The sequence below is a fragment of the Flavobacterium sp. 90 genome (genome assembly GCF_004339525.1).
In the GTDB taxonomy this organism is placed as follows: domain Bacteria; phylum Bacteroidota; class Bacteroidia; order Flavobacteriales; family Flavobacteriaceae; genus Flavobacterium.
In genome coordinates, this window is the sequence record NZ_SMGE01000001.1 from 5049855 (window position 1) to 5073300 (window position 23446).

14 protein-coding genes are annotated in these 23446 nt (G+C 33.9%); 8 read left to right on the forward strand and 6 right to left on the reverse strand.

The window, feature by feature from the left end:
- Positions 1-42: 42 nt before the first annotated feature.
- The 4 genes from gldL to C8C83_RS20380 form a co-directional block, all read right to left on the reverse strand.
- Positions 43-690: a gliding motility protein GldL gene (gene gldL / locus C8C83_RS20365; RefSeq protein ID WP_121330402.1), complete on the reverse strand. Its 648-nt coding sequence runs from the start codon at positions 688-690 to the stop codon at positions 43-45.
- Positions 691-1227: 537 nt separating this feature from the next.
- Positions 1228-4542 (reverse strand): DUF5107 domain-containing protein, encoded by a 3315-nt coding sequence (locus tag C8C83_RS20370; protein WP_121330403.1) that lies wholly within the window; start codon positions 4540-4542, stop codon positions 1228-1230.
- Positions 4543-4560: 18 nt separating this feature from the next.
- Positions 4561-5970 carry a sugar porter family MFS transporter gene (locus tag C8C83_RS20375; protein ID WP_121330404.1) on the reverse strand — a complete coding sequence of 470 codons (1410 nt, stop codon included), beginning with the start codon at positions 5968-5970 and terminating at the stop codon, positions 4561-4563.
- Between the two features lie 128 nt (positions 5971-6098).
- On the reverse strand, positions 6099-7007 hold the full coding sequence (locus C8C83_RS20380) for an AraC family transcriptional regulator (RefSeq protein ID WP_121330405.1): 909 nt from the start codon (positions 7005-7007) through the stop codon (positions 6099-6101).
- 138 nt (positions 7008-7145) lie between these two features.
- On the opposite strand from C8C83_RS20380, the gene C8C83_RS20385 reads away from it, so the two are divergent.
- From C8C83_RS20385 to C8C83_RS20415, 7 genes are all read left to right on the forward strand, one after another.
- Complete coding sequence (locus tag C8C83_RS20385; RefSeq protein ID WP_121330406.1) at positions 7146-8177, forward strand: aldose epimerase family protein; 1032 nt, start codon at positions 7146-7148, stop codon at positions 8175-8177.
- A gap of 385 nt (positions 8178-8562) precedes the next feature.
- Positions 8563-10491, forward strand: a complete 1929-nt coding sequence (locus C8C83_RS20390; RefSeq protein ID WP_121330407.1) for a glycoside hydrolase family 97 protein — start codon at positions 8563-8565, stop codon at positions 10489-10491.
- A gap of 1248 nt (positions 10492-11739) precedes the next feature.
- Positions 11740-12297: an RNA polymerase sigma-70 factor gene (locus tag C8C83_RS20395; protein ID WP_121330408.1), complete on the forward strand. Its 558-nt coding sequence runs from the start codon at positions 11740-11742 to the stop codon at positions 12295-12297.
- Between the two features lie 116 nt (positions 12298-12413).
- Complete coding sequence (locus tag C8C83_RS20400; RefSeq protein ID WP_132011874.1) at positions 12414-13334, forward strand: FecR domain-containing protein; 921 nt, start codon at positions 12414-12416, stop codon at positions 13332-13334.
- A 223-nt stretch (positions 13335-13557) separates the two neighbouring features.
- Complete coding sequence (locus C8C83_RS20405; RefSeq protein ID WP_121330409.1) at positions 13558-16947, forward strand: SusC/RagA family TonB-linked outer membrane protein; 3390 nt, start codon at positions 13558-13560, stop codon at positions 16945-16947.
- Positions 16948-16967: 20 nt separating this feature from the next.
- A complete protein-coding gene (locus C8C83_RS20410) occupies positions 16968-18503 on the forward strand; it encodes a RagB/SusD family nutrient uptake outer membrane protein (RefSeq protein WP_121330410.1) in 1536 nt (511 codons plus the stop codon).
- Positions 18504-18979: 476 nt separating this feature from the next.
- On the forward strand, positions 18980-20803 hold the full coding sequence (locus C8C83_RS20415) for an alkaline phosphatase (protein ID WP_132011875.1): 1824 nt from the start codon (positions 18980-18982) through the stop codon (positions 20801-20803).
- A gap of 149 nt (positions 20804-20952) precedes the next feature.
- Here the strand turns inward: C8C83_RS20415 and C8C83_RS20420 are convergent, their stop codons facing one another.
- Both C8C83_RS20420 and C8C83_RS20425 read right to left on the reverse strand, forming a co-directional pair.
- Positions 20953-21705: a hypothetical protein gene (locus C8C83_RS20420; protein WP_121330411.1), complete on the reverse strand. Its 753-nt coding sequence runs from the start codon at positions 21703-21705 to the stop codon at positions 20953-20955.
- A gap of 361 nt (positions 21706-22066) precedes the next feature.
- The gene (locus C8C83_RS20425; RefSeq protein WP_121330412.1) at positions 22067-22417 is read right to left on the reverse strand and encodes a helix-turn-helix domain-containing protein; all 351 of its coding nucleotides are present in this window, start codon (positions 22415-22417) and stop codon (positions 22067-22069) included.
- 273 nt (positions 22418-22690) lie between these two features.
- Here C8C83_RS20425 and C8C83_RS20430 point away from each other — a divergent pair, with 273 nt between their 5' ends.
- Positions 22691-23434 carry an SDR family oxidoreductase gene (locus C8C83_RS20430; RefSeq protein ID WP_121330413.1) on the forward strand — a complete coding sequence of 248 codons (744 nt, stop codon included), beginning with the start codon at positions 22691-22693 and terminating at the stop codon, positions 23432-23434.
- Positions 23435-23446: the final 12 nt, after the last annotated feature.

The following is a 23446-nucleotide window of genomic DNA, read 5'->3' on the forward strand; positions in this document are numbered from 1 at the left end:
TAATTAGTTTTTATTAATAAAATTATAATAGTTAAAAACTAATTATCCTTTGTTATTCATTGCAGAAAGCATACCACCATAAACACTGTTCAAGGAAGCAATGTTTGCAGTCATTGATTGCATTTGTTCTTTTAATTTAGAAGCATTTTCAGCAATTTCGCTGTTTGCTTGTGCATTTCTTGAAGCACTTTCTAATTGTATTTTGTATAAGCTGTTTAATGATTCCATTTGCGCAGCAGCCATAGACATTTCTTCAGCGTATTTCTTTTGTCCTGCGATAGAATCTACTGTTGGAGAAATTGCTTTTGCAGCTCCTTCGAAATTTTTGATAGAGTTTCCTAAACTTGACATTAATTCACCGTCAATTTTAGCTTCTCTCAACATCGTGTCTAATTTTTGAGACAACAATCCTTGAGCATCAGATGAATTTTCAACTTTGTCAGCTTTTTTTCTAGCTTGACCATTAGCTAATTCCGGGTAAACAAGAGTCCAGTCTAATTCATGATCTACTGGTTCGAAAGCAGAAAGAGCAAAGATTAACGCCTCAGTTACTAATCCCACAGAAAGCATCAATGTACCTGTTAATGGTCCAATTTCGAAGTGAGTAATTTTGAATAATGCTCCAATAATTACTACTGCCGCTCCCATACCATAAGCGAAATTCATTGCTTTTTTACTTAATAATGCCATTTTTTTGTTTGTTTTAAAGTTTTTAAATTGTGTTTTTGGTTTAATAATAAAGTTTGATCAGCATGCTAATTTTTGTTATATAATTAGTCATAATTCGCTATTTATTAAAAACATGCAAAAATACTTCGGCGATAAAATATCGTAAAACATGAAAGAGCATTAAAATATCAGATTAGGACATTTTTTTTGATGTAAAGTGCTGGAGTGTTGTATGACCTTTGTCAAAGTTTAAAACTTTGACAAAGGTTCGCCATCAAAGTTATTCTGCGCAGTTTTGTCATCTCGACGAAGGAGAGATCACACAAGAAACTCCGTAACAAAAAGAATCAATCTTTATTGATTTACGAGTGTGATCTCTCCTTCGTCGAGATGACAAGATTAAGCTTAATCATTGTAAACAAAATAAAAAAATCCGTTTTTATCCGCGTTTTCGGAAAGCGAATCCGTGTCATCCGTGTACCATATTCATTTACAAAAAAAGCCCCGACAAGTCTCTAAAACCTGTCGGGGCTAATTACTAACCACTAACCATTATTTTTAAACAGAAACCGATTCTTCATTTTTTAATAAAGACAAATGAATCGTAACTCCTGAATGACTTTTTTCTTCAGATAGAACAGTTGTAAAAGTTTCTTCTGCTTCAGCTTTTTTATCAAGACCCAAAAGCCCCAAACCTTGCATGTACAGACAGTGAATTTTATTACGTTTATCCAAATCATCCTCCCAAATCATAAGATCAGGTAATGAAACGGCGAAATAATCAATCGTGACATGATCGTTTAGATGTTGTTGAGCATAAGCAACAAGCTTTTCGAAACGTTTATTAGCTTCAGAAATGTCGTTTAATTTTAAGAAAGCAAGACCTTGATAGAAAATTTTATCTGGTTGCTGATCGTTATAGAAAATCGCAGCGGTTGGTTCTTCTAATCCCTGAGTCGTTTTTTTCCACCAATTATTAGCTTGTTCCTGATTGTTTTTTTTATCGAAAGCAACGCCTAACCAATAATGTGTATCATTTTCCTGTGCTCCCGGTAATTTTCCTTCGCCTAAATTATCAGGATAAGTTTGGGCTTGTTCCAGAAGTTCAATAGCTTCATCATAATTACCTTCGGAGATTTGTTGTTTTGCAATTTCAGTTAAACTAGTAAGATATTGCCCGCTTACTTTTCCTTCGCCGCCTTCCCACGGATGGAAAATTCGGTTTTGTAATAAAGTTAAAGCTTTGTCGTGTTTCCCTAAAAGATTGTACAAAGCCACTCTTTCTAAGTAAACATCGTCACGCTGAATCACCAATTCCAAATGTTTCTCTAAGAAAGCCAATCTGAAAACCAAATCTCTGTTGAGACGTTTATACAATTGATCCAATTCCATTAAAATTCTGGAATCTTGTAAATCCAATGAAAATGCTTTCTCTAAACTCGCAAGTGCTTTTTGTTCATTTTCTAGTTTATTGTAATAGGCTAGAGCCAAATTACGATGCGCAGTCGGGAAACTATCATCTACAGATACAGATTGTTCCCAACAAGAAATGGCATCATCATAAAATTTAGAAGAATACCAAAAGTTTCCTAAATAGTACAAAGCTTTTGCATCATTGGTCTGTTTATTAATTACATTTTGAAGTACTATTGCCGCTTCAATCTGATTAGGGAAACAATAATCCGGTTTTGCCTGAGATGCCATTTTGAAGCATTTTTCGGCTTGACCGAAATCATTTAATTTTTCATAAAAAGAACCCGCAAAATACCACGCCATTGGATAGGTGTTTTCATCTTGTAATCCTTCATTCAATAAACTCACAGCTTCCTGATACAAACCTGCAGCAGCATAATCTAACGCATACTCTATATAGGTATGAATGTTGTTTCTAATGAGCGAATTAAAATACTTCAGATCTTTTTTGTCATTACTCAAAAGGTATTTTTCGAAAAGTAAGCCAAAATTGAAACAATCATTTTCCAGATAAATATTAGCGTGAAGCGATGCTTTTTTGTGCTGACCTAATTTTCTAAGAAATGCAACTTGCAAATGCAATGCTTTATGATCTTCGGTATTTTTAGAAATTGCTTTTTTAATGTGTGTCAAAGCCAATTCATAATCACCGTTTAATGCGTCAAGTTGCGCTACATAAAAGTAACCTTGATTTTGCCAAGCCGCATTCCACGTTGCTTTATAGAAAGCGTCGTAAGCTTCTTTGTTTTTATTTTGATATTTAAGACATAAACCTAAATTAAAATACGCTTCGCCATCATACGGATTTGGGTTTCGTTGTGTCAAAGTTTTGATAGCCGTTCTAAAATAAGGTTCAGCTTCTGTAAATTTTGCTCTTCGCATCAACCATAATCCTATTGCATTATTCGAACGAACGTCTCCGGCATCACGTTTTATAGCTTCTTTGTAATACGGAATCGGACTATAAGTTGCGTGTCTATATTGTTCTAAATGCTGTGCTGTCAGGAACAATTGTTCGTTGTTTTCAATATCTTCAGGTGCAAGTGCAGGTTTTGCAGCTTCAGGAATTTCAGCTTCATTTGGTCCTTCGTAAGCCCAATCTACCAAAACTTTATCATCAGCATCAGTTACCGAAATCGACAAACCTTCTAAAGAAGCATTGTGATCAAAATCAATTGTTTCTTCGAATGAATTGTACGGTGAAGCATCGTATTGTTTTTGTAATAAAACCGTATCGTTGTTCTTTAACGTAACCGTTGTTTTAGGATAAACGCCTGTTGTATACGCTTTAATCACTAATTTATTGTCGATATTTTCCAGATTGACCATTGCATTTTTGGTCGCATTTTTTACGATTCCTAAATCTCGATATGGCATAAAATACTGCGTAAAATCTTTTTGTTCACCCGGCATAATCCACGTAAAATCAGGCTGATTATCCGTGTAAACGCCACACATCAATTCGATATATGGACCATCTTCATCGGTAAGGTTGCGATCCCAGGCGCGACCAAAATCGCCATGTCCCCAAGTCCATTGTTTTTTTCCGGGAGAAACATGATGATTGGCTACGTGAAGCAATCCGCCTTTTGAATCATTTTCGTATCCGCCCACAAAATTATATTTAGACGCAATTGCCATATAAGAGGTTGGAACCGGAATATTTTTATAACGTGAAATATCAGTTCCGGGTGAATAATCGACTTTATAATAGGTTCCTTTTGCAATTGGAAAAGACGAAACATCACGTTTACCGTGGTCAAAAACAGCGTTTACATCCGGTGGAAATACCGATTGATAATCGTCGTTTACTTTAACCGCAGGATTTGCCCACCATAAAAAAGTTTGCGGGAATGAAGTTCTATTGTACAATTGCGCTTTGATTTCTAAATATGCTTTATCAGGATATAATCTAAATCCCGCCATACCTTTAGTTCTAAACATACGTTCGACTTCGCTGCACCAAACTGTTGCGCTTCCATCTTCATGTTCTTCGATCGTAAAATCTACCGGATCAAAAGTTGTTGGTCTGTGGTGTTGTGGCCAGTTAAATTCGATTCCGCCAGAAATCCACGGACCTGTAAGTCCTACCAATGCCGGTTTTACAACTTGATTGTAATATACAAAATGGCGTTCTTTGGTTTTATCGTACGCCATATGTACACGTCCGCCAAGTTCAGGCAAAATCATTATTTTAACAAACTCATTTTCAAGATAAACGGCTTGATATTCTTTGTCGATTTTTTCGTCTGCGATTTTTTCAATAACCGGATAAGGATATACAGATCCGTTACTTCCCTGATAAACTCTTTTCTCAATAAATACAGGATTTTTTTCAGGTTTGCCCACCTCATAGGTTGGTAGGATTATTTTTTCCTTCCAAACATTTACTTTTTGCATGATGTAATGAAATTTAAATTATTGAATATTCTTTGATTTTTTATCAGAAACCATCAGTTCTTCAATCTCTTCAAGACTTTTGTTTTTGGTTTCAGGAAGTTTTTTAAATACAAACACAAATCCTAAGGCACAGATGATTCCGTAGATCCAGAAAGTTCCGGAAGTGCCTAAATATTCGTTGAAAATAGGGAAGGTTTGTACTAAAAGCGCAGAGGCAATCCAGAGCGCAAATGTCGCTACAGACATCGCAACACCACGGATTTTGTTCGGGAAAATTTCAGATAAAATAACCCACGTAATAGGAGCGAGGGACATGGCGTAAATAGCAATTGCTAACAATACCAGTAATAATAATGGGAAACCGGTAACATTGGTATAATAAAAATAACCCAATAAAGCATAAATTACAGCAAGTGCTGCAGAACCAAAAAGCATTAGTTTTTTACGACCAATTTTGTCTACAGTTCCCATTGCAACCAACGTAAATACAAGATTAATACTTCCTGTAATAACAATATTCATGAACAAATCATTGATACTATAACCCGCCGAAACAAAGATTTCCTGAGCGTAGTTAAAAATAATATTGATTCCACACCATTGTTGGAAAGCAGCTAAAACAATCCCAATTGTTAGAATTGGTAAAGCTTTTTTATCCAATAACATTCTGAAATCAGTTTTCTCCGTTTCATCAGTGAAGGTTTCTTTGATTTTTGAGATTTCTTCTTTTCCGTAAGCTAATCCACCAATTTTTGTTAGTGTTGCTTCGGCTGTATCATTTTTTCCTTTTTTAGCCAAATATCTCGGGCTTTCAGGAATTAAAAACATTAGAATAAAGAATAAAATCGCAGGGAAAAATCCTGCCCAAAACATCCATCTCCAACCCGTTTGTCCGTTCCATGAAGCCAGAATCTGAGCGTGTGTATATCCTGTCGGAATAACTTCAGTAATCAACATATTGGTGATTTGCGCGGCAAGAATACCTATAACTACAGTAAGTTGGTTAATCGAAACGAAAAGTCCGCGGGTTTCTTGCGGAGCGATTTCTGCAATATATAAAGGTGAAATTGTCGACGCAATCCCAATTCCGATTCCGCCAATAATACGCCAGATAATAAATACTGTAAAAGTTTCTGAAGCTCCAGTGCCAAGCGCACATAAGGAAAATAATACTGCGGCAACAATCAACATTGGACGTCTTCCGTAGGTATCTGCCAGTTTTCCGGCAACGGCTGCTCCCGCAACACAGCCTACAAGTGCACTACTCATTGCCCAACCTTGTAAAGCCGGAGAATCTGAAATGCCAAAATAAATTTCGTAAAATGGTTTTGCACCACCTATTACAACCCAGTCGTAGCCAAAGAGTAAACCACCCAAGGCTGCGACAAGGCTAATTGATAGTAAAAAGGTATAATTATAATTTTTCATAAAAAGGTTTTAATAGCTTTTGTAAAATTAGCAGAATAGGAACCTTTGATTTATGGATGATTTTTTTGAATAGATGGACTATAATCTGATTTTTGAACGATGTTTGCTAAAATACGAAAACAATTGCGTTACTGCTTGTATTCCGTGCGATATTGTATGGGCGAAGTACTCATTATTTTTTTGAATAAACGCGAGAAATACAACGGATCATTAAACCCCAAAGCAAAGCTTATTTCTTTAATACTCATCGTAGTAAAGCTGAGATACTGGCAGGCTTTCTGCATTTTTAAATAGTTAAAATAATGTATTGGCGAATAGCCCGTTTGCTTCTTAAACAAGGTGAAAAAGTGAGAAGACGAGTAATTAAAATAAGCTGCGACATCATTGATTTTTAAAGATAAATCCAAATGCTTTTTCATATAATCAATTGCAGACTCAATAGTATTATCCTCTGAAAATTGCCTGTTTTTTTTGATGAAAAATCGCTCATATAAAAAAGCATTCAATAATTGCCATAACGAGAGATTCGCATACTCGAGATTACTAGCACTATAACCATCTTCCATAACATCAAGTATGTTTTCAAAAAGTTCGATACGCCTTTCTTCCAGCGATAATTGTGGCGCTGTGTCCGGAAATTCCGTGATGAATTTTTCGTAGAAATGTGGCGCTTGCGGTCCTGTAAAATGAATCCAGTAAATACTCCACGGATTTTGTTTTAATGCATAATAATCATGCGCAACTTCCGGAGGTATTATATAAAAGGTATTCGCTTTGAGCGTTATGGTTTTGTTTTCTTTGCTAATAATGCCTTCACCTTTGTAACAATAAATCAGGATATATTGTTTGCTTCCATGTTTTCGTTTCATCGAATGGTGGCTTGCATTTGGGAAAACACCAATATCTGTAAAGTACAAACTGGCAATAAGCGCATTTTTTTTAATGCTCGAAAGAATGTTTTTAGGAATCACAATCATACGTTGTCCTAAAAAACCTTCTCTAACTTTTATTTTTTCCTTTTGTGATGAATTCTTCATTTCCCGTTTTGCTAATTTTCAAATATCGTAATTTAATCCATGTTTTTAAAAAAAATGTCCATTTTGATGATAATAATCGAAACTACATTTGAAATATTAGAATAACACAGATGTTTTCAATCCTTTTTTAAAAACAATATGAATCCTATTAATAAGATTGTATGCGAACCTTTTGGAGTTTGTAATGGCAAAGAAATCTTTATATTCCGAATCGCAAATGTTCATGGAAACTATGTCGAGCTCCTTAATTATGGAGCCATAGTAAAATCCATAGTGGTGCCGGACAAAAACGGAATTAAAGAAAATGTAGTTTTAGGATTTCCGACTCTTGAAGGCTATCTAAAAGATAAATCTTATATAGGTGCAACGGTTGGGCGTTTTGCAAACAGAATCAATAATGCCGAATTTTCGATCGGAAATAAAACTTTTCATCTTGATAAAAACGATGGTAAAAACAATAATCATAGCGGTTCGGCTGGATTTAATGACAAGGTTTTTGATTTTGTTATTGAAGATGATGCTGTAATTTTTATTTTAGAAAATGAAAATGGAGACGGTGGTTTTCCCGGTAATTTAAATACTAAAGTGATTTATAATTGGACGGATAAAAACGAACTCAAAATTGAATTTTTGGCTGTAGCCGATGAATCAACTCCGCTGAATTTTACGAATCATTCTTATTTTAATTTATCGGCTTGTGCCGAAAAAATAATTCAACATAAACTCAATATTCAGGCAACAAAAATTCTCGAAAGTACAGAAGATTATATTCCGACAGGAAAAATTATACCAGCAGATAACTATTTGTTTTTTAATTATAAACTGACAGATGTAATGCAAAATAACGGACTGAATATCTATTATATTTTTGATCGAATTTCATCCAATGAAAATGCTGTTTGTGAATTATTCGAAGAAAAATCAGGACGATTAATGCGCGTTTATACGTCTTATCCGGGCGTACAATTGTATACGGGAGATTATTTAAACAGCGCAATAATCGGCGAACATTCGAAGCATTATGAACCTTTTGACGGACTTTGTTTAGAATGCCAATATTATCCGGATAGTCCGAATCATGCTCATTTTCCGAATACAATTTTTGAAGCCGGACAAGTTTATAACGAAACGATTACGTATGCTTTTGATGTTGTAATTCTTGAAAATTAGAAAAAAATATGCCACAGATTATTATGATTAAAAGGATTTTTTTTTAGCCACGAATTGCACAAATTTTCACTAATTAATTCGTGCTCATTCGTGAAATTCGTGGCTAAAGACTTTGTTAAAAATATATGTTTTCGGTAAAAATTTTTGCCACAGATTATTATGATTAAAAGGATTTTTTTTTAGCTACGAATTGCACAAATTTTCACTAATTAATTCGTGATCATCCGTGGCTAAAAACTTTGTTACACATTATAAAGATTAAAATAATTTTTTAATCACAAATTGCGCAAATTTTCATAAAGAAATTCGTGTTCATTCGTGAAATTCGTGGCTAAAAATCTTTACTAACCAATAAAATTGAACTATCACCTCTAAATTATATATAATGAAAAAAATGTTTATTCATCGATCTTTGAGTTTACTTCTGCCAGTACTATTTTTTGTCCAGATTAGCGGTAAAGCTCAAAATGCGGCAATTGATCTGAAATCTAAGGATAATCTAAATAAAATTACTTTGTCTTTGAGCCAAGATGGAAAGTTGTCTTATAAAGTAACACGCAAGGATAAAACGGTAATTTTAGATTCTCCGCTTGGATTGACTTTCGAAAATAACGATTTTACATCGGGTTTGTCTGTTGTAAATGTTTCGGCTGTGGAAGAGAAACGCGAAAAATACGAACTTAAAGTTTCGAATAATAAAGCTGTAAATCATGTTTTAGAAAGTAAAAGCATAACCTTCAAAAACCAACAAGGCGCTTTAATGATAATCGACTTAATTGCCGGAGAAGAAGGAGTTGCTTTTAGATATAAGTTTACAGATCAAGAACCACAGAAAAGAGTTCTTAAAAATGAAATTACAGGATTTCATATTGATCAAAATGCAAAAGGATGGCTTCAGCCTTATAATAAAGCCGGAGATTATACGCCGGGTTATGAAGATTTTTATGTAAATGTAAAATCAGGAGATCCAATAAGTGGAGCGAGAAACGAATCTGTTGGTTGGTGCATGCCAGCGCTTTTTAATGTAAATGATACTAAAAACTGGGTTTTGATTGCGGAGTCAGGAACGGACGGTTCGTTTCCGGGATGTCATTTACAACCGGATTCTAAAGGCGGAATTTATAACATAGCTTTCGCTAAAAAAGACGAAAAATTTACTTTGCCTTTGCCGGATAAAGAAGCTTATCCGGAATCAAGTTTGCCGTGGACAATGCCTTGGAGAGTGATTATGATTGGCGATAATGCAGGAGATATTTTATTATCGACTATGATTACAGATTTGGCTCCAGCCTCAAAAATCGAAGATACTTCTTGGATTGTAGCCGGAAAAGCGGCTTGGTCATGGTGGTCACATCCTGAGGATTTTACGCCGGAAATGTATAATAAATTCACAGATGTTTCGGCTTCATTTGGCTTTAGATATACACTTTTTGATGCAGGATGGGAAAAGGCGAATAAAGAAGGGAAAATTATTGATTATGCATTAGCAAAAGGAGTTCAACCTTTAGTTTGGGGATATTCGGCGGAATATTTTGATGCGGATAAAAGAAAGAAAAGGTTCAAAGAATTGGCTGATATGGGTGTAAAAGGTGTTAAAATTGACTTTTGGTGTTCAGATCGTCAAGAAGTTATGGGAACGCTACAATCGGTTTTTGAAGACGCTGCTAAACAACATTTGTTGGTAAACTTACACGGGACAACTGTTCCAAGAGGATGGCACAGAACATGGCCGAATTTTGTAACAGCAGAAGCGATTTTAGGAACGGAAAGTTATTTTTATGAGCCAAGATTCCCTGAAAAAGCAGCGGAACAAAATACGGTATTGCCTTTTACTAGAAACGTTGCCGGACCTGCAGATTATACGCCATTTGCATTGACTTTTAGAAAATATACACGTTTAAATACTGCGGTTCACGAGTTGTCAATGGCGATGATTTATACTTCCGGAGTTATTCATTTTGCCGATTCTGAAGAAGTTTTTAATTCATTACCAATTGAACTTAAGAACTTATTAAAGAAAATGCCTGCAACTTGGGATAAAACGGAATGTATAATTGGAGAACCTGGAAAAGCAATTGTTCTTTCTCGTAAAAAAGATAATCTTTCGTATATCGTTGGGATAAACGGAACTAATACAGCACAACCAGTTTCAATTGATCTTAAAAAATACAGCAAAGGTTTTTCAAAATTCAGAATTATATCTGAAGGCAAAGATCCGTTAATGGATTTTAAAGTAGAAACGTTTCCTATAACTTCAAAATGGAAACATGATTTAACTCCAAAAGGAGGGTTTATTATTGAGTTTATAAAGTAGTTAAACAACAAAATTGTTTAAATACTAGAAAGGTGATATCTTAATTGATTATCACCTTTTTTTGTGTAAATTAGTTAATATCTCTGCTATAAGTTGTGCCTTTAGGTACAAAATATCGGTAGAATGAGATGAATTAAAGAAAACAAACGTGCCGTAGGTACGTAATAGATGGTGTTTGTTGCGTACCTACGGCACGCTTTCGTATTGCGAATTTATTGGGCTACCAATATTTAGTGCCTAACGGCACATTTTTGAATATTGATTACATTATTAATGTTACCTTTTTATGTAAGCGTCTTAATGATGTCACATGATAGATGTGCCGCTAGGTACTAAACATTGGTAAAAAAAATATGCATTGAATAAGATATAACGTGCCGTAGGTACGTAATGGATATCGTTTTGTTGCGTACCTACGGCACGCTTGTGTATGATGAATTTATTGGGCTACTACCAATATTTAGTGCCTAACGGCACATTTTGAATATTGATTACGTTATTGATGTGACCTTTTTATATAAACGTCTTAATAATGCCATTTGATATATGTGCCGCTAGGCACTAAACGTTGGTAAAAAAACATGCATTGAATAAGATATAACGTGCTGTAGGTACGTAATATATTGCGTTTTGTTGCGTACCTACGGCACGCTTTCGTATTGTGAATTTATTGGGCTACCAATATTTAGTGCCTAACGGCACATTTTGAATATTGATTACGTTATTGATGTGACCTTTTTATATAAACGTCTTAATAATGCCATTTGATAGATGTGCCTTTAGGTACAAAATATCGGTAGAATGAGATGAATTAAAGAAAACAAACGTGCCGTAGGTACGTAATAGATGGTGTTTGTTGCGTACCTACGGCACGCTTTCGCATTGCGAATTTATTGGGCTACCAATATTTAGTGCCTAACGGCACATTTCTGATTTACTAAATATTTTATATAACATCACATTTCCGTTCTTGATTATCATAAAAACTTCATTATCTAAATTTTAAACTTTCCTTCATAACATCTGAGAAATGAAATGTTAATACAATGTTTTATAATCGGAACATTTTATTAATATAAACGTAACCTTGTTCACCTACCCTCATTTCTAATTTTGGAGACATATTATAAAACAACACACTGTAGAATATGTCATTTTTTAAATTAAGAACACATCGCAAGAAAATAATCGGAACTGATGTTTTGGCAAGCCTTATTTATTCGCCAAATAATACAAAAGCAACGTATTATGTATAAAAGATTTACCGATGAAGAACTTGTCGAATTATTGAGACAAGGAAAAGACAAAGCGTTTGATGAATTATATTTTCGATATCGGGATTTGTTAGTTCGCTTTGTTTATTTGAGAATGAAGTCGATTCCCGTTTCTGAAGAAATTGTTCAGGAAGTTTTCACCACCATTTGGGAACGTCGAAAGACTTTGGTCATTCAAAAGAAATTTTCGGCTTATATCTATACATCAGTTCGTTATGTGACTTTAGATTACTTCAAATCTCATACTATTACAGACCAATATATAAAAGAAGTTTTGGATAGCAATACTGTCGAATACAGCAGTACAAATGCAACAGAAGATTCTATTTATTATGAAGAATTACAGGAAGCAGTAGATAAAGCCGCTTCGTTACTTCCTAAAAAAGCCAAAGAAGTTTTTATTCTAAGCAGAATTAAGCACTACACCAACAAAGAGATAGCCGAAGAACTTAACGTTTCGCACGAAACCGTAAAGTATCATATTGCTTATGCGCTGAAGTTTATGCGCAGCTATTTAGGCGAATTCAACTGACAAAAGATTCTGGGATTGAGGTTAACGTTTTGTTTTCTTAACATAAGCGTAACCTTATCCGCCTACCTGAAATTAAGATTTCTAAGACATACTATTAAAGAGATAAACAAATTATAATGCCTGAAAATTTACATCGAGATATAAAATTTTTTTTAGAAGGAAAACCTTCTCCAAAAGGAGAAGAACTATGGAATAAATGGTACGATCATCCGGAAGAAATATTGGATAGTATCGAAAATATAAAATCTGATCGTTCAAAATTAAATAGAGAACTCAGACAAATAAAGAAATCAAATAAAGTTATTTTTCTTCAGAATAGAAATTGGGCGATGGCAGCTTCTTTACTCGTATTAGTGGGTTTGTCATGCTTCTTTTATTTATCATCTGAACAAATAATGAACAAACAATATACTACAAAGTCTGGTGAACGCGCTAAAGTAGTTTTGAGCGACGGAACCCAAATTTGGCTTAATGCAGGAAGTAGATTAAAATATCCGGCAGCATTTAAAGGAGATACAAGAGAAGTTTATTTAACCGGAGAAGCTTTTTTTGATGTTGCCAAAGACAAAAAACACCCGTTTATCATTCATACTGATAAAATGGACACCAAAGTTCTGGGAACCAGTTTTAATGTACAAGCTTATCCGGATCACGCCACGCAAGAAGTTTCGGTTTTAACCGGAAGAGTAAATGTAAAGTCGACCGTAACGGAAGAAAATGTCTATGTAACGCCGGGACAGAAAGTAGTTTTTAAATCAAAATGTAATAAACTAAAAGCGTTTACAGATATTCCGATGAACTCTATTTCGCTATGGCGAAAAAATATCATTGTTTTTGAAGATGCTCCGTTACCCGAAGTAATTGCGACAATTAACCGCAATTATAATGTAAATGTTCAGATTGAAAACAAGAATTTAAACAATCTTAAAATTAGCGCTTATTTCAAGGAACTCCCAGTTGATCAGGTTGTTGCTTTGGTGTGCAATATTATAAACGCTGATTATAAACAAGAATCGGGAAGTTATATAATTAAATAAAGTAGAGAAAATTAACACAGAATAAAAGAATTAAAAATTGAGAATTAAAAAATAAAAATCTGCTTAATCTGCTTAATCTGCGAGAAAAAATTAAGACATATATATAAATCAACATAGCATATATGTGCTAAGATGAAAGATTACAACAGATTACAATATTAAATTTTTAAACAAGCTACGTAGAAAACCAATCATAATCCAAAAACAATTAAAACTCAAAAACATGACTAAAAAGCAAATGCGGTTTATCCAAAACTGTCAGAGCATTAAAAAATCTGTATTAGACAAAGCACTTCTTTTTGTGGCTTTATTTTTTATCGGATTAACAGCAAAAGCAGCCAGCGTAGATATCGGCAAAAGAGTTACGCTAAAAGTTGAAAATGAAAGTATGAAAAATGTTTTTCAAAAAATTGAAAAGCAAGTTGATGTGCATTTTATGTACGAAACAAATCAGGTTAACGCTAATCAGAAAATTAGTTTAAAACTAAACAATGTTACGTTAGAACAGGCTTTGGATAAAATTTGCAGCAATTTTTTATTGAAATATGAAATTGTAAGCAACAATATCGTAATCAAAAAGAGCCAAAAAGTCGCTGATAATGAACAGAATAAAATCAATATTTCGGGAACTGTTTACAGCGCTACTGATGGAATGCCGTTGCCAGGCGTAGGAATCAAAGATAAAGGTTCTGACGTGGCTACATCAACAGATTTTGACGGAACTTTTAAGATGGAAATCAATTCATCTGAAGCGGTACTTGTTTTTTCATATGTTGGTTATGTTAATCAGGAAATTAAAGTAACTCCGGCAGATAAAAACATAAAAGTGAAATTAGTAGCTGATATGAAACAACTACAAGAAGTTGTAGTTATGGGTTATGGAAGTGTAAAAAAGAATGCAGTTTTGGGATCTGTGGGATCTGTTTCTATGAAAGAAACTTCAAGCAGAACTTACAATAGCGCTGCCGAATTATTACAAGGAACTGTTGCAGGTGTTACAGTACTTAATAATGGTGGTGATCCAACGGCTGAGCCAACAATTAATATCCGCGGAATTGGTTCTTTGAATGCTGAAACGCCTTTAATCGTTTTGGACGGAATCATTTACAGCGGATCTCTAAATACTTTAAATCCAAATGATATTGCTTCGATAAGTGTTTTGAAAGATGCGGCTTCTGCGGCAATTTACGGAGCTAGAGCTTCTGGAGGTGTAATTTTAATTACGTCTAAAAAAGGAGTTTCTGAGAAAGTAAATATCAATGTAAATTATCAGGGAGGTTTCCAGAATGTAGCTAAAAAACTTGATGTTCTTAATGCTGCTGAATATGCAGACGCTATGAACTTAGCGAGAGATAATGCTGGTATGCCTAGAATTCCTGCTTTTGATCCTGCATTTGAACCAACAGCGAGAACGACAAAAACAAACTGGATGGATGAAATTTTTCATACAGGAGAAATTCAGGATTTGTCACTTTCTATAAATGGAAAAACAGAAAAATCAAATTTCTTTGTTTCAGGAAGTTATAGAAAAAATGAAGGTATCTTATTGAATACTTTCGGAGAACGTTATACAGCAAGAGCAAACTCTTCTTTTAAAATAGCACCAAATTTTACAATTGGAGAAAATTTATCTTATTCGTTGACAAACGGTCAAAGTGCTAATACGTCAAGCGGATATACGGGAGCAATTTTGGCAGCGATTTTTTATCCTCCAAATGCAACAATCTATAGAGAAGACGGTTCAGGACATTTTGGTGGAGTTCCGGAGAAATATATTGGTTCTTACGGAGACGTTATCAATCCTGTGGCTTATTTGAAAAGGTTAGACAACAGAAATCCTGTTTCAACAATTTTGATCAATCCTTATGCTGAATGGGAAATCGTAAAAGGTTTGAAAGTAAAAACAAACTGGGGTTACACGAGAATTCAGGATAATGCAAAAGATTTTGCAGTTAAAATTACAGAACCTGGAAAAATATTTGACTTTAACCGTTTAACGCAAAAGTCAATTACAACTACTGATTTATTAGGTGAACAAACGATTTCTTACGAAAGATCATTAGGAAAACACAATTTCAAAGCTTTGGCCGGATATACATATCAGGAAACAAAAAGAGATTTTTATACGATTGAAGGAACTGGTTTTGATAACGAAGATCCATCACAACGTTATTTGCTAAATGCAAAATTAATTCAGCAAACGGCTGCAGGATTATCGGATGAAATTATTTCGTCTTATGTTGGAAGGTTGAATTATGATTTTAATCAGAAGTATTTATTCTCAGGAATTGTTCGTCGTGACGGAACTTCAAAACTTTTATCAGAAAACCGTTGGAAAGTTTATCCTTCAGTTTCTGCAGGTTGGTTAATTTCTGAAGAAGAATTCATGAAAAATATCGGTCCAATCGTAAGCAATTTGAAATTACGTGCAAGCTGGGGACAAATAGGAAACTTAGGAAACCTTGGACCATACCAATTTAGTGTACCGTTAAATCAAACTCAGGCTTTAATTGGTTCTACTCCGGTAATTAATTACGGTTATGCTGAAGGTGAATTATCAAATCCTAACTTAAAATGGGAAAGCTCAGAGCAAACAAACATTGGTTTAGATTTTACAATGTTCAACAATATGTTGACAGGATCTGTTGATGCTTACGTAAAAAAGAACAAAGATATGTTAGTTCGTGATCAGCTTCCGGGAGTTTCTGGAACGCCACAAGGTAGAATCGTAAACTCTGGAGATGTTGAAAATAAAGGTCTTGAAGCTAGTTTGACATACCAAAAATCACGTGGAGAATTTAAGTTTGATGTAACGGCAAATGCTGCATTTTTGAGCAACAAAATTGTTTCGATTAAAGACGGTTTAACTTCTCTTGAGCCTTTAAATATTAGCAGAGTTCGTAGTTTGCCTTTAGCAAATATTTATCAGGTTGGAAGCCCGGTTGGAGCTTATTACGGATATGCGACAGACGGATTATTTCAAAGTAATGCCGAAGCAAAAGCATACGTAAACAGTACAGGTGCAGTTTATCAGCCAAACGCAGTTGCGGGAGATATTAAATTTAAAGATGTAAACGGAGACGGCGTAATCAATAACAGCGATAGAGTAGTACTTGGAAATCCTTTTCCAAAAACAACTTATAGTTTGAATGCGAACTTTAGATATAAAGGATTTGATATGAATGTGTTTTTTAATGCAGTAGCTGGAAATAAAGTTTTCAATGCAGTAAAATATACAGGATTAAACGCTTCTTTCCCAGGATATAATTTATTGGCAGATTCTAAAAATGCCTGGTCGCCAACAAATACAGATACTAATATTCCGGTTCTTTCGTCAACAGATAACAACAATAACTTCGGAAGAATCTCTGATTTTTATATTGAAGATGCTTCATTCATAAGATTGAAAAACGTTTCGATTGGTTATACAGTTAAAGATAGTTGGTTAAACGGAAAAGCGAAACTCAGATTCTTTATTTCAGGACAAAACTTATTTACAATCACTAAATATTCTGGAATGGATCCAGAAGTTGGTCTTAGCAACTTTGGTCTTGACTTAGGTAAATATCCACTTTCTCGTATTTATATGACGGGTGTAAATGCTACTTTTTAAAAAAATATAAAACATATAAAATGAAAAATTTAAGTCTTTTATTATTGAGTTTTGTGCTTTTATTAGGCACTTCGGCTTGCGAAAGTGAACTTGATGTTATTCCGCAAGGAGCTCCGTCAAGCGGAAATTTCTGGAAAACTCCGGCAGATGCAAAAGCGGGAGTAAATGCAATTTATGCTTTATATTCTGATGATAATATGTACGGTCGTGGTTTCTTCTGGCTGAATAATGCAAGTGATGATATTGGAACAAAACCAAGACAAAATGCAGAACGTATCAAGAATTTTATCGTTGACGGATCAGAATCGGATACTAAAGATATTTGGAGATTGCACTACGAAGTAATGAAACGTTGTAATGATGTGATTCGTAACATTCCTAAAATTGCTTTAGACGATAAAACAAAAAATATGATGCTTGGTGAAGCTTATTTTAATCATGCAGTAATGCATTTAGAATTGGCTTACCATTATGGAGACGATCGTGCCGGAATTCCGATTCAGGATCGTAATGACCCAACAAATGTATATGTCCCACGTGCTAAAAATGTTGCAGAAAACTACGCATATATCGCAGCAGATTTAGTAAAAGCAGCAGATTTATTACCATATTTTAATGAGCTTACAACAGATAATTACGGACGTGCTCACAAAACTGCAGCTTGGGGATATTTAGTTCGTACGTATTTATATGCTAAAGATTGGGACAATGCAATTAAGTATGCCAACATGATTGTAAATAGCGGAAAGCACAAGTTGCTTGACAATTTTGAAGATGTATTTAAAATCAAAAACAACTGGTCTTCAGAATATATTTGGTCAGTAACTTCAAGTTCAGAAAACACAAGTTTAGGATCTATTTTCCCGGGAGTATGTTTAGAAGATAAAGGTTGGGGAGTTTACAATGGTTGGGGAAATTTTTATCCCACAAAAGAATTGTTCGATACTTATGATCCGGCTGACAAAAGACGAAGCGCTACTATTTTGCAAAAAGGCGATCAGTTTATGTACTTTGGAGAATTAGTAACTTTTAACGAAGGAAAATATATTGTAAGCTCAAGTAACAGAACAGGTTATCAGTTTAAGAAGTATATGGAGCCATTCGGTTACCCAAAAACAAATTCTGGTGGAATCGATATTCACTATGTAAATGCAAACGGAGATAAACCTTCAACAGCTTTAAATGTACCTCTTTTACGTTATGCTGATGTAATTTTGATGTTGGCAGAAGCCAAATTAATGAAAGGTTTAAGCGCTGACACCGAAATCAATATGATCCGTAATCGTGCAGGTTTAGCAAGTATTTCAGGAGCAACATTAACAGATTTAAAAAGAGAAAGACGTTGCGAATTGGCTGGAGAATGGACAGATCGTCACTTTGATTTAGTTCGTTGGGGAGATGCTCAGGCAACATACGCAAAACCTTTGCACCACTACAACGGAACTGTGATTTACCCAGCCCGTAATTTCAACCCTGCAGTTCACCACGTTTGGCCAATACCACCAGATGAAATCGCAGTAAGCAAAGGCGCTTTGACTCAAAATAAAGGTTGGTAGTTTTTAATTATGAATTGTAAATTATGAATTATTAATTAGCATTCACAATTTATAATTCACCATTAACAATTAATTAGTTTCAGTTTGTTTTGTTTTTTTTTACGCTGCAAGCTTGTTGTGGAGCTTGCAGTCGTAATAAAAATGAAATGAATTTTAGATAAAAAAATAAACCAGTCTTTTTTTAGGAAAAGGCTGGTTTGTCTTTAAGGAAGTTACCCCAATATTGTCATTCCGAAGAATGAGGAATCTCCGCAAGTAGCTCTACAAAGTTTAGAATTACAAATAAAGTTAGCCCAATATTGTCATTTCGACGGAGGAGAAATCACACGCGAAACTCGATAAAGATTGGCGATTATGCGGATGTAATTTCTAGTGTGATTTCTCCCTTTGGTCGAAATGACAAATATTACGATAAAAATTAAATACCAATAATAGTAAATTCTAAAAGCTTTAAAAGTGAACAAACCCCAATTACAATGAAAAAAATAATAGTTCTTTTATGTCTTCATTTTTTCCTGTTTGCACAAGCGCAGGAATACAGTTCATCGAATATTCATTCTCATAATGATTATGCGAGTAAAAACCCTTTTTATGATGCCTATTCAAATGAATCTGGTGTTATCGAAGCCGATGTTTTCTTAGTAAATAACGAATTGCCTGTTGCGCATACTTCAAAAGAAATTTCAGTTTACAATACGCTTAGAAGTATGTATTTGGATCCTTTATCGAATAAATTAAAGGCATTGAACGGAAAAGCATATCCAAGTAATAAACCTTTGATTTTAATGATTGATATCAAAACAGAAGCTGAACCAACTTTAAAATTAATTGTTCAGCAGTTAAAAATGTATCCAGATTTGATTTCGAATAAAAACCTGAAAGTAGTTATTTCTGGAAGCAGACCTTCTCAGGCAAACTGGAAAGATTATCCGGAGTTTATTTATTTTGACGGAAGATTAAACGAGAATTATTCTCCGGAACAATTAGCTCGTGTCGAAATGATTAGCGAAGATTTAAAAGAAATCACTCCTTGGAACGGTAAAGGTGTAATGACTCAGGTTGACGCCGAAAAAGTACAAGAAATCATTAAAAAAGTACACGATCAGAATAAAAAAATCAGATTTTGGGGAACGGCAGATAATGTGAATACTTGGATGACTTTGATGAATCTGAAAGTAGATTTTATTGCTACAGATAATGTTCCTGCATTGACACAATTCATTAATAATATCAAAACGACATTCTTTCAAAACACAGAATTTCATCAGGCATATGTTCCTAAAAATGTTTCGGCTTTCGCCAAAAAGAAGCCAAAAAATGTAATTCTGTTAATTGGTGACGGAATGGGATTGACTCAAATTTATTCTGGTTATACGGCTAATAAAGGTCAATTGAGCTTGTTTAATATCCCAACTCAGGGATTGTCTATTACAAAATCTTCGGACAGTTATATTACAGATTCGGCTGCTGGCGCAACGGCAATGGCAACGGGACATAAAACCAATAATAGATTTATTAGTGTTGATGAAAACGGAAAACCGTTAGAATTAATCACACAACAATTGGCAAAGAAAAATTATAAAACGGCAATAATCTCTGCAGGCGATATTACCGATGCTACTCCTGCTGGTTTTTATGCACATCAGTCTGATAGAAGCTATAGCGAACCAATTGCAAATGATTTTTTATCAAATCCGTCAGATATTTTGATTGGAGGAGGACCAAAGCAATTCAAATCTAGAAAAGATGGTAAAGATTTATCTAAGGTATTAATAGAAAAAGGATATACTTTTTCGGATAAATTCAGCAGTCTTGATACGATCAAAAATTCGAAATTTATTGTTTTGGATGATGCTTCGGTAGTTTCTATGAAAGCGGGTAGAGGAGACTTTCTGTCTAAATCTTTAGCGAAAGCAACATCAACATTTGCAAAAACAAAGAATCCATTTTTTATCATGGCAGAAGGTGCACAAATCGATTACGGCGGACACCAAAATAACGTGGAATATGTAGTACGCGAAATGCTTGATTTTGACAAAGTAGTGGGACAAGCAATGGAATTTGTAGACAAAAATCCTGAAACACTTTTAATCGTTACCGCAGATCATGAAACAGGAGGACTTTCTTTAATCGACGGAAGTATCGAAAAAGGATATGTACACGGAAGTTTCAGTACAAACGACCATACAGCAGTTCCGGTTCCGGTTTTTGCTTATGGAGCAGGAGCTCAGAATTTTGCAGGAGTTTATCAGAATATTGCAATTTATAGTAAGATTATGGAAGTTATTTCTGGGGAGTAATTTTTGTCTAGCGTTTTTTTAAAATAAAGAAATAAAAAACAGGAGTATTTTTTACTCCTGTTTTTTTTATTTTCATATTTCGGGATTATATAATTTTCTCTAATTTATTAAATCATCGTTATAGAGATTTATAATTTATGTTTGTTATTTTAATCTATTTCAATTGAAATTACAGCTTGTTTGTTTTGTTCGTCTATATTCAATAATGATACTGACCAAGGAATATTTTGTATTTTTTCTGTCGCTTTTTCATTTGTCAGAAATAAAAATTGCGATTCTATAATGTAAGGATCTCTGTCAATACGAATTTGATTAAAATTAATGAATAATTTTATCGCTCCGTATCCAATATGAGGTGCTTTAAATTCAAGTTGATAAAAATTTGTGTCATTTCCAGCTAATTTTTTATCAAATAGAAGTTCCTTCCCTTCCGTTACTTTTAATACGAATCTATGTTTAGCAACTGCTTCAAACGTTTTTATTAAGTCATCACGGAGCTGTATTAAACCTTCTTCTGTTTGTTTATATGTAATGCAACGAAATTGTCTCAAGTCAAAAGGAATTGTCTCCATATTTTGACTTAAAATTATTACTTTGTCTATATCTTTTATACAATGTGCAATTCCAAGTTCATAAAAAACATTTGGATTTCGATCAGTTAAATCGGCGATAATATATTCTGCTCTCAAAATGCTTTTTAATATTGTTTCCACTATATGAGGTTCTATAATGTCATCAGCTCTTTTACAAACAAAGTTTAAGTTAGTAGATTGAAGTGTATTTGTTATTGTATTATTAACATCATCAAATTTAGGATCAAAAGGCATCATTATAAAACAAGTTGCCCTTTCAACTTTATTATTTAACGTTTTGAAATATTCTTTTGGATAAATATTGGTCATTTCTTAAATGTTATTTTAATGTATATTGTTTTTTAATACTTGCTACAAGTTTATATAAATTATTAACGAATCATAGATTTCATAATTGATCTTTTTGTCAAGAGTTACAGTTGTCGCCATATTAGTTTCATTTAAATTAATTAATAATTAAAATTTGGACTATTCGAGTTTTAATATTTGTTATAGGATTAAAACGATTAAAAGGAGGCGTGTAGCACTATTTTTCGTGGAGTTTTAGTTTAACTAACGGGAGTGTAGTGAATTAAGTAAGTTCAAATTTATTAATATATAAGAAATTAAAAAAGGGTATAAATACCCCTTTTTAATGCTGATTAATTTAGTTGAGACTAAGATTTAAAAGCTATAATATTGCGTTAGTTTTCTTGTTTTTGATATGTTCTCTATGAGATATTCCCCAATTAATCATTTCGGTGATAATGGGTCCAAAAGATCTGCAATAATCTGTAGATTCATAAAGTATCGGAATTTGCGCATCTCTGTCTTCGGTTCTTTTCACAAGATTGTTGAGTTCCATATCTTTTAATTCTTTCGAAAGCATTCTAGACGTAATTCCAGGAATACTTTGCTGGATTTCTTTGAATCGGTTATTTCCATTACAAATCGAATTGATAATAGGTAATTTCCATTTACCACCCAAAACATATATCGTATCCTGAAGCGCGCGAACTTCTTCTTGCTGATTTCTTGCCATTAGAATTTATTTTAGACTAAGATATAAAAACAATTTATAATTTTTTCCGGTGTGATTTTTTCACCATATAAGTGATGTAAGAAAATATAAGTTTAAATGCTGACTTTAGTAATTTAACGAATGTGAACTTAAGCTAAGTACTTAGTAAACAGTACAATTTAAGTGAACTTATATCACTTATATGGTAGGAAATCAGGTATACTCAATGATACCGCTGAAAAAGTAATATGTTCTGCGTTCTAACTTTGTCCCATTAATTTAAAACATATAAAAATGGACAATTTAAAAAATAAAGTTGCAGTAATAACAGGCGGAAATAGTGGTATTGGTTATGCTACAGCAAAACAATTAATAGAACAAGGCGCAACGGTTATTATTACAGGAAGAAGAAAAGAAGCAATCGAAAAAGCAGCTTCAGAATTAGGCGTTACAGCTATTGTTGCGGATCAATCCAATGTTGCAGATATTGATCGTTTAGCTTTAAAAGTAAAAGAAGATTTTGGACAAGTTGATATTCTTTTTATCAATGCCGGAATCGCAGGTTTAGGAACTATTGAGCAAGCAACAGAAGCTTTATATGATGATATCATGAACATCAACCTTAAAGGAGCATATTTTACTTTAAGCAAATTTATTCCAATTCTGAAAGACGGAGCTTCTGTTGTATTTCTTTCTTCTAATACTGCGAGTATGAGTGGAGCAGGTTCATCAATTTATTCTTCAAGTAAAACAGCTCTTAATGCTATAATGAAAATTGCAGCAGTTGAATTAGCGCCACGAAAAATCAGAGTAAATTCAGTAAGCCCGGGACCAACAGAAACCGAAGTAATGAAAAAAGTAGGTTTAGACGAAGCAACTGTAAAATCTATTATGGATGTTGTTGTCGAAAGAATTCCGCTAAAGCAAATGGGAACCGCAGCCAATGTTGCAAAAATGGTTTCGTATTTAAGCGGCGAAGCTTCTGTATTTATAACCGGAGCAGATATTTTAATGGATGGCGGAATGGTGCTTGTTTAATTGCTAATTATG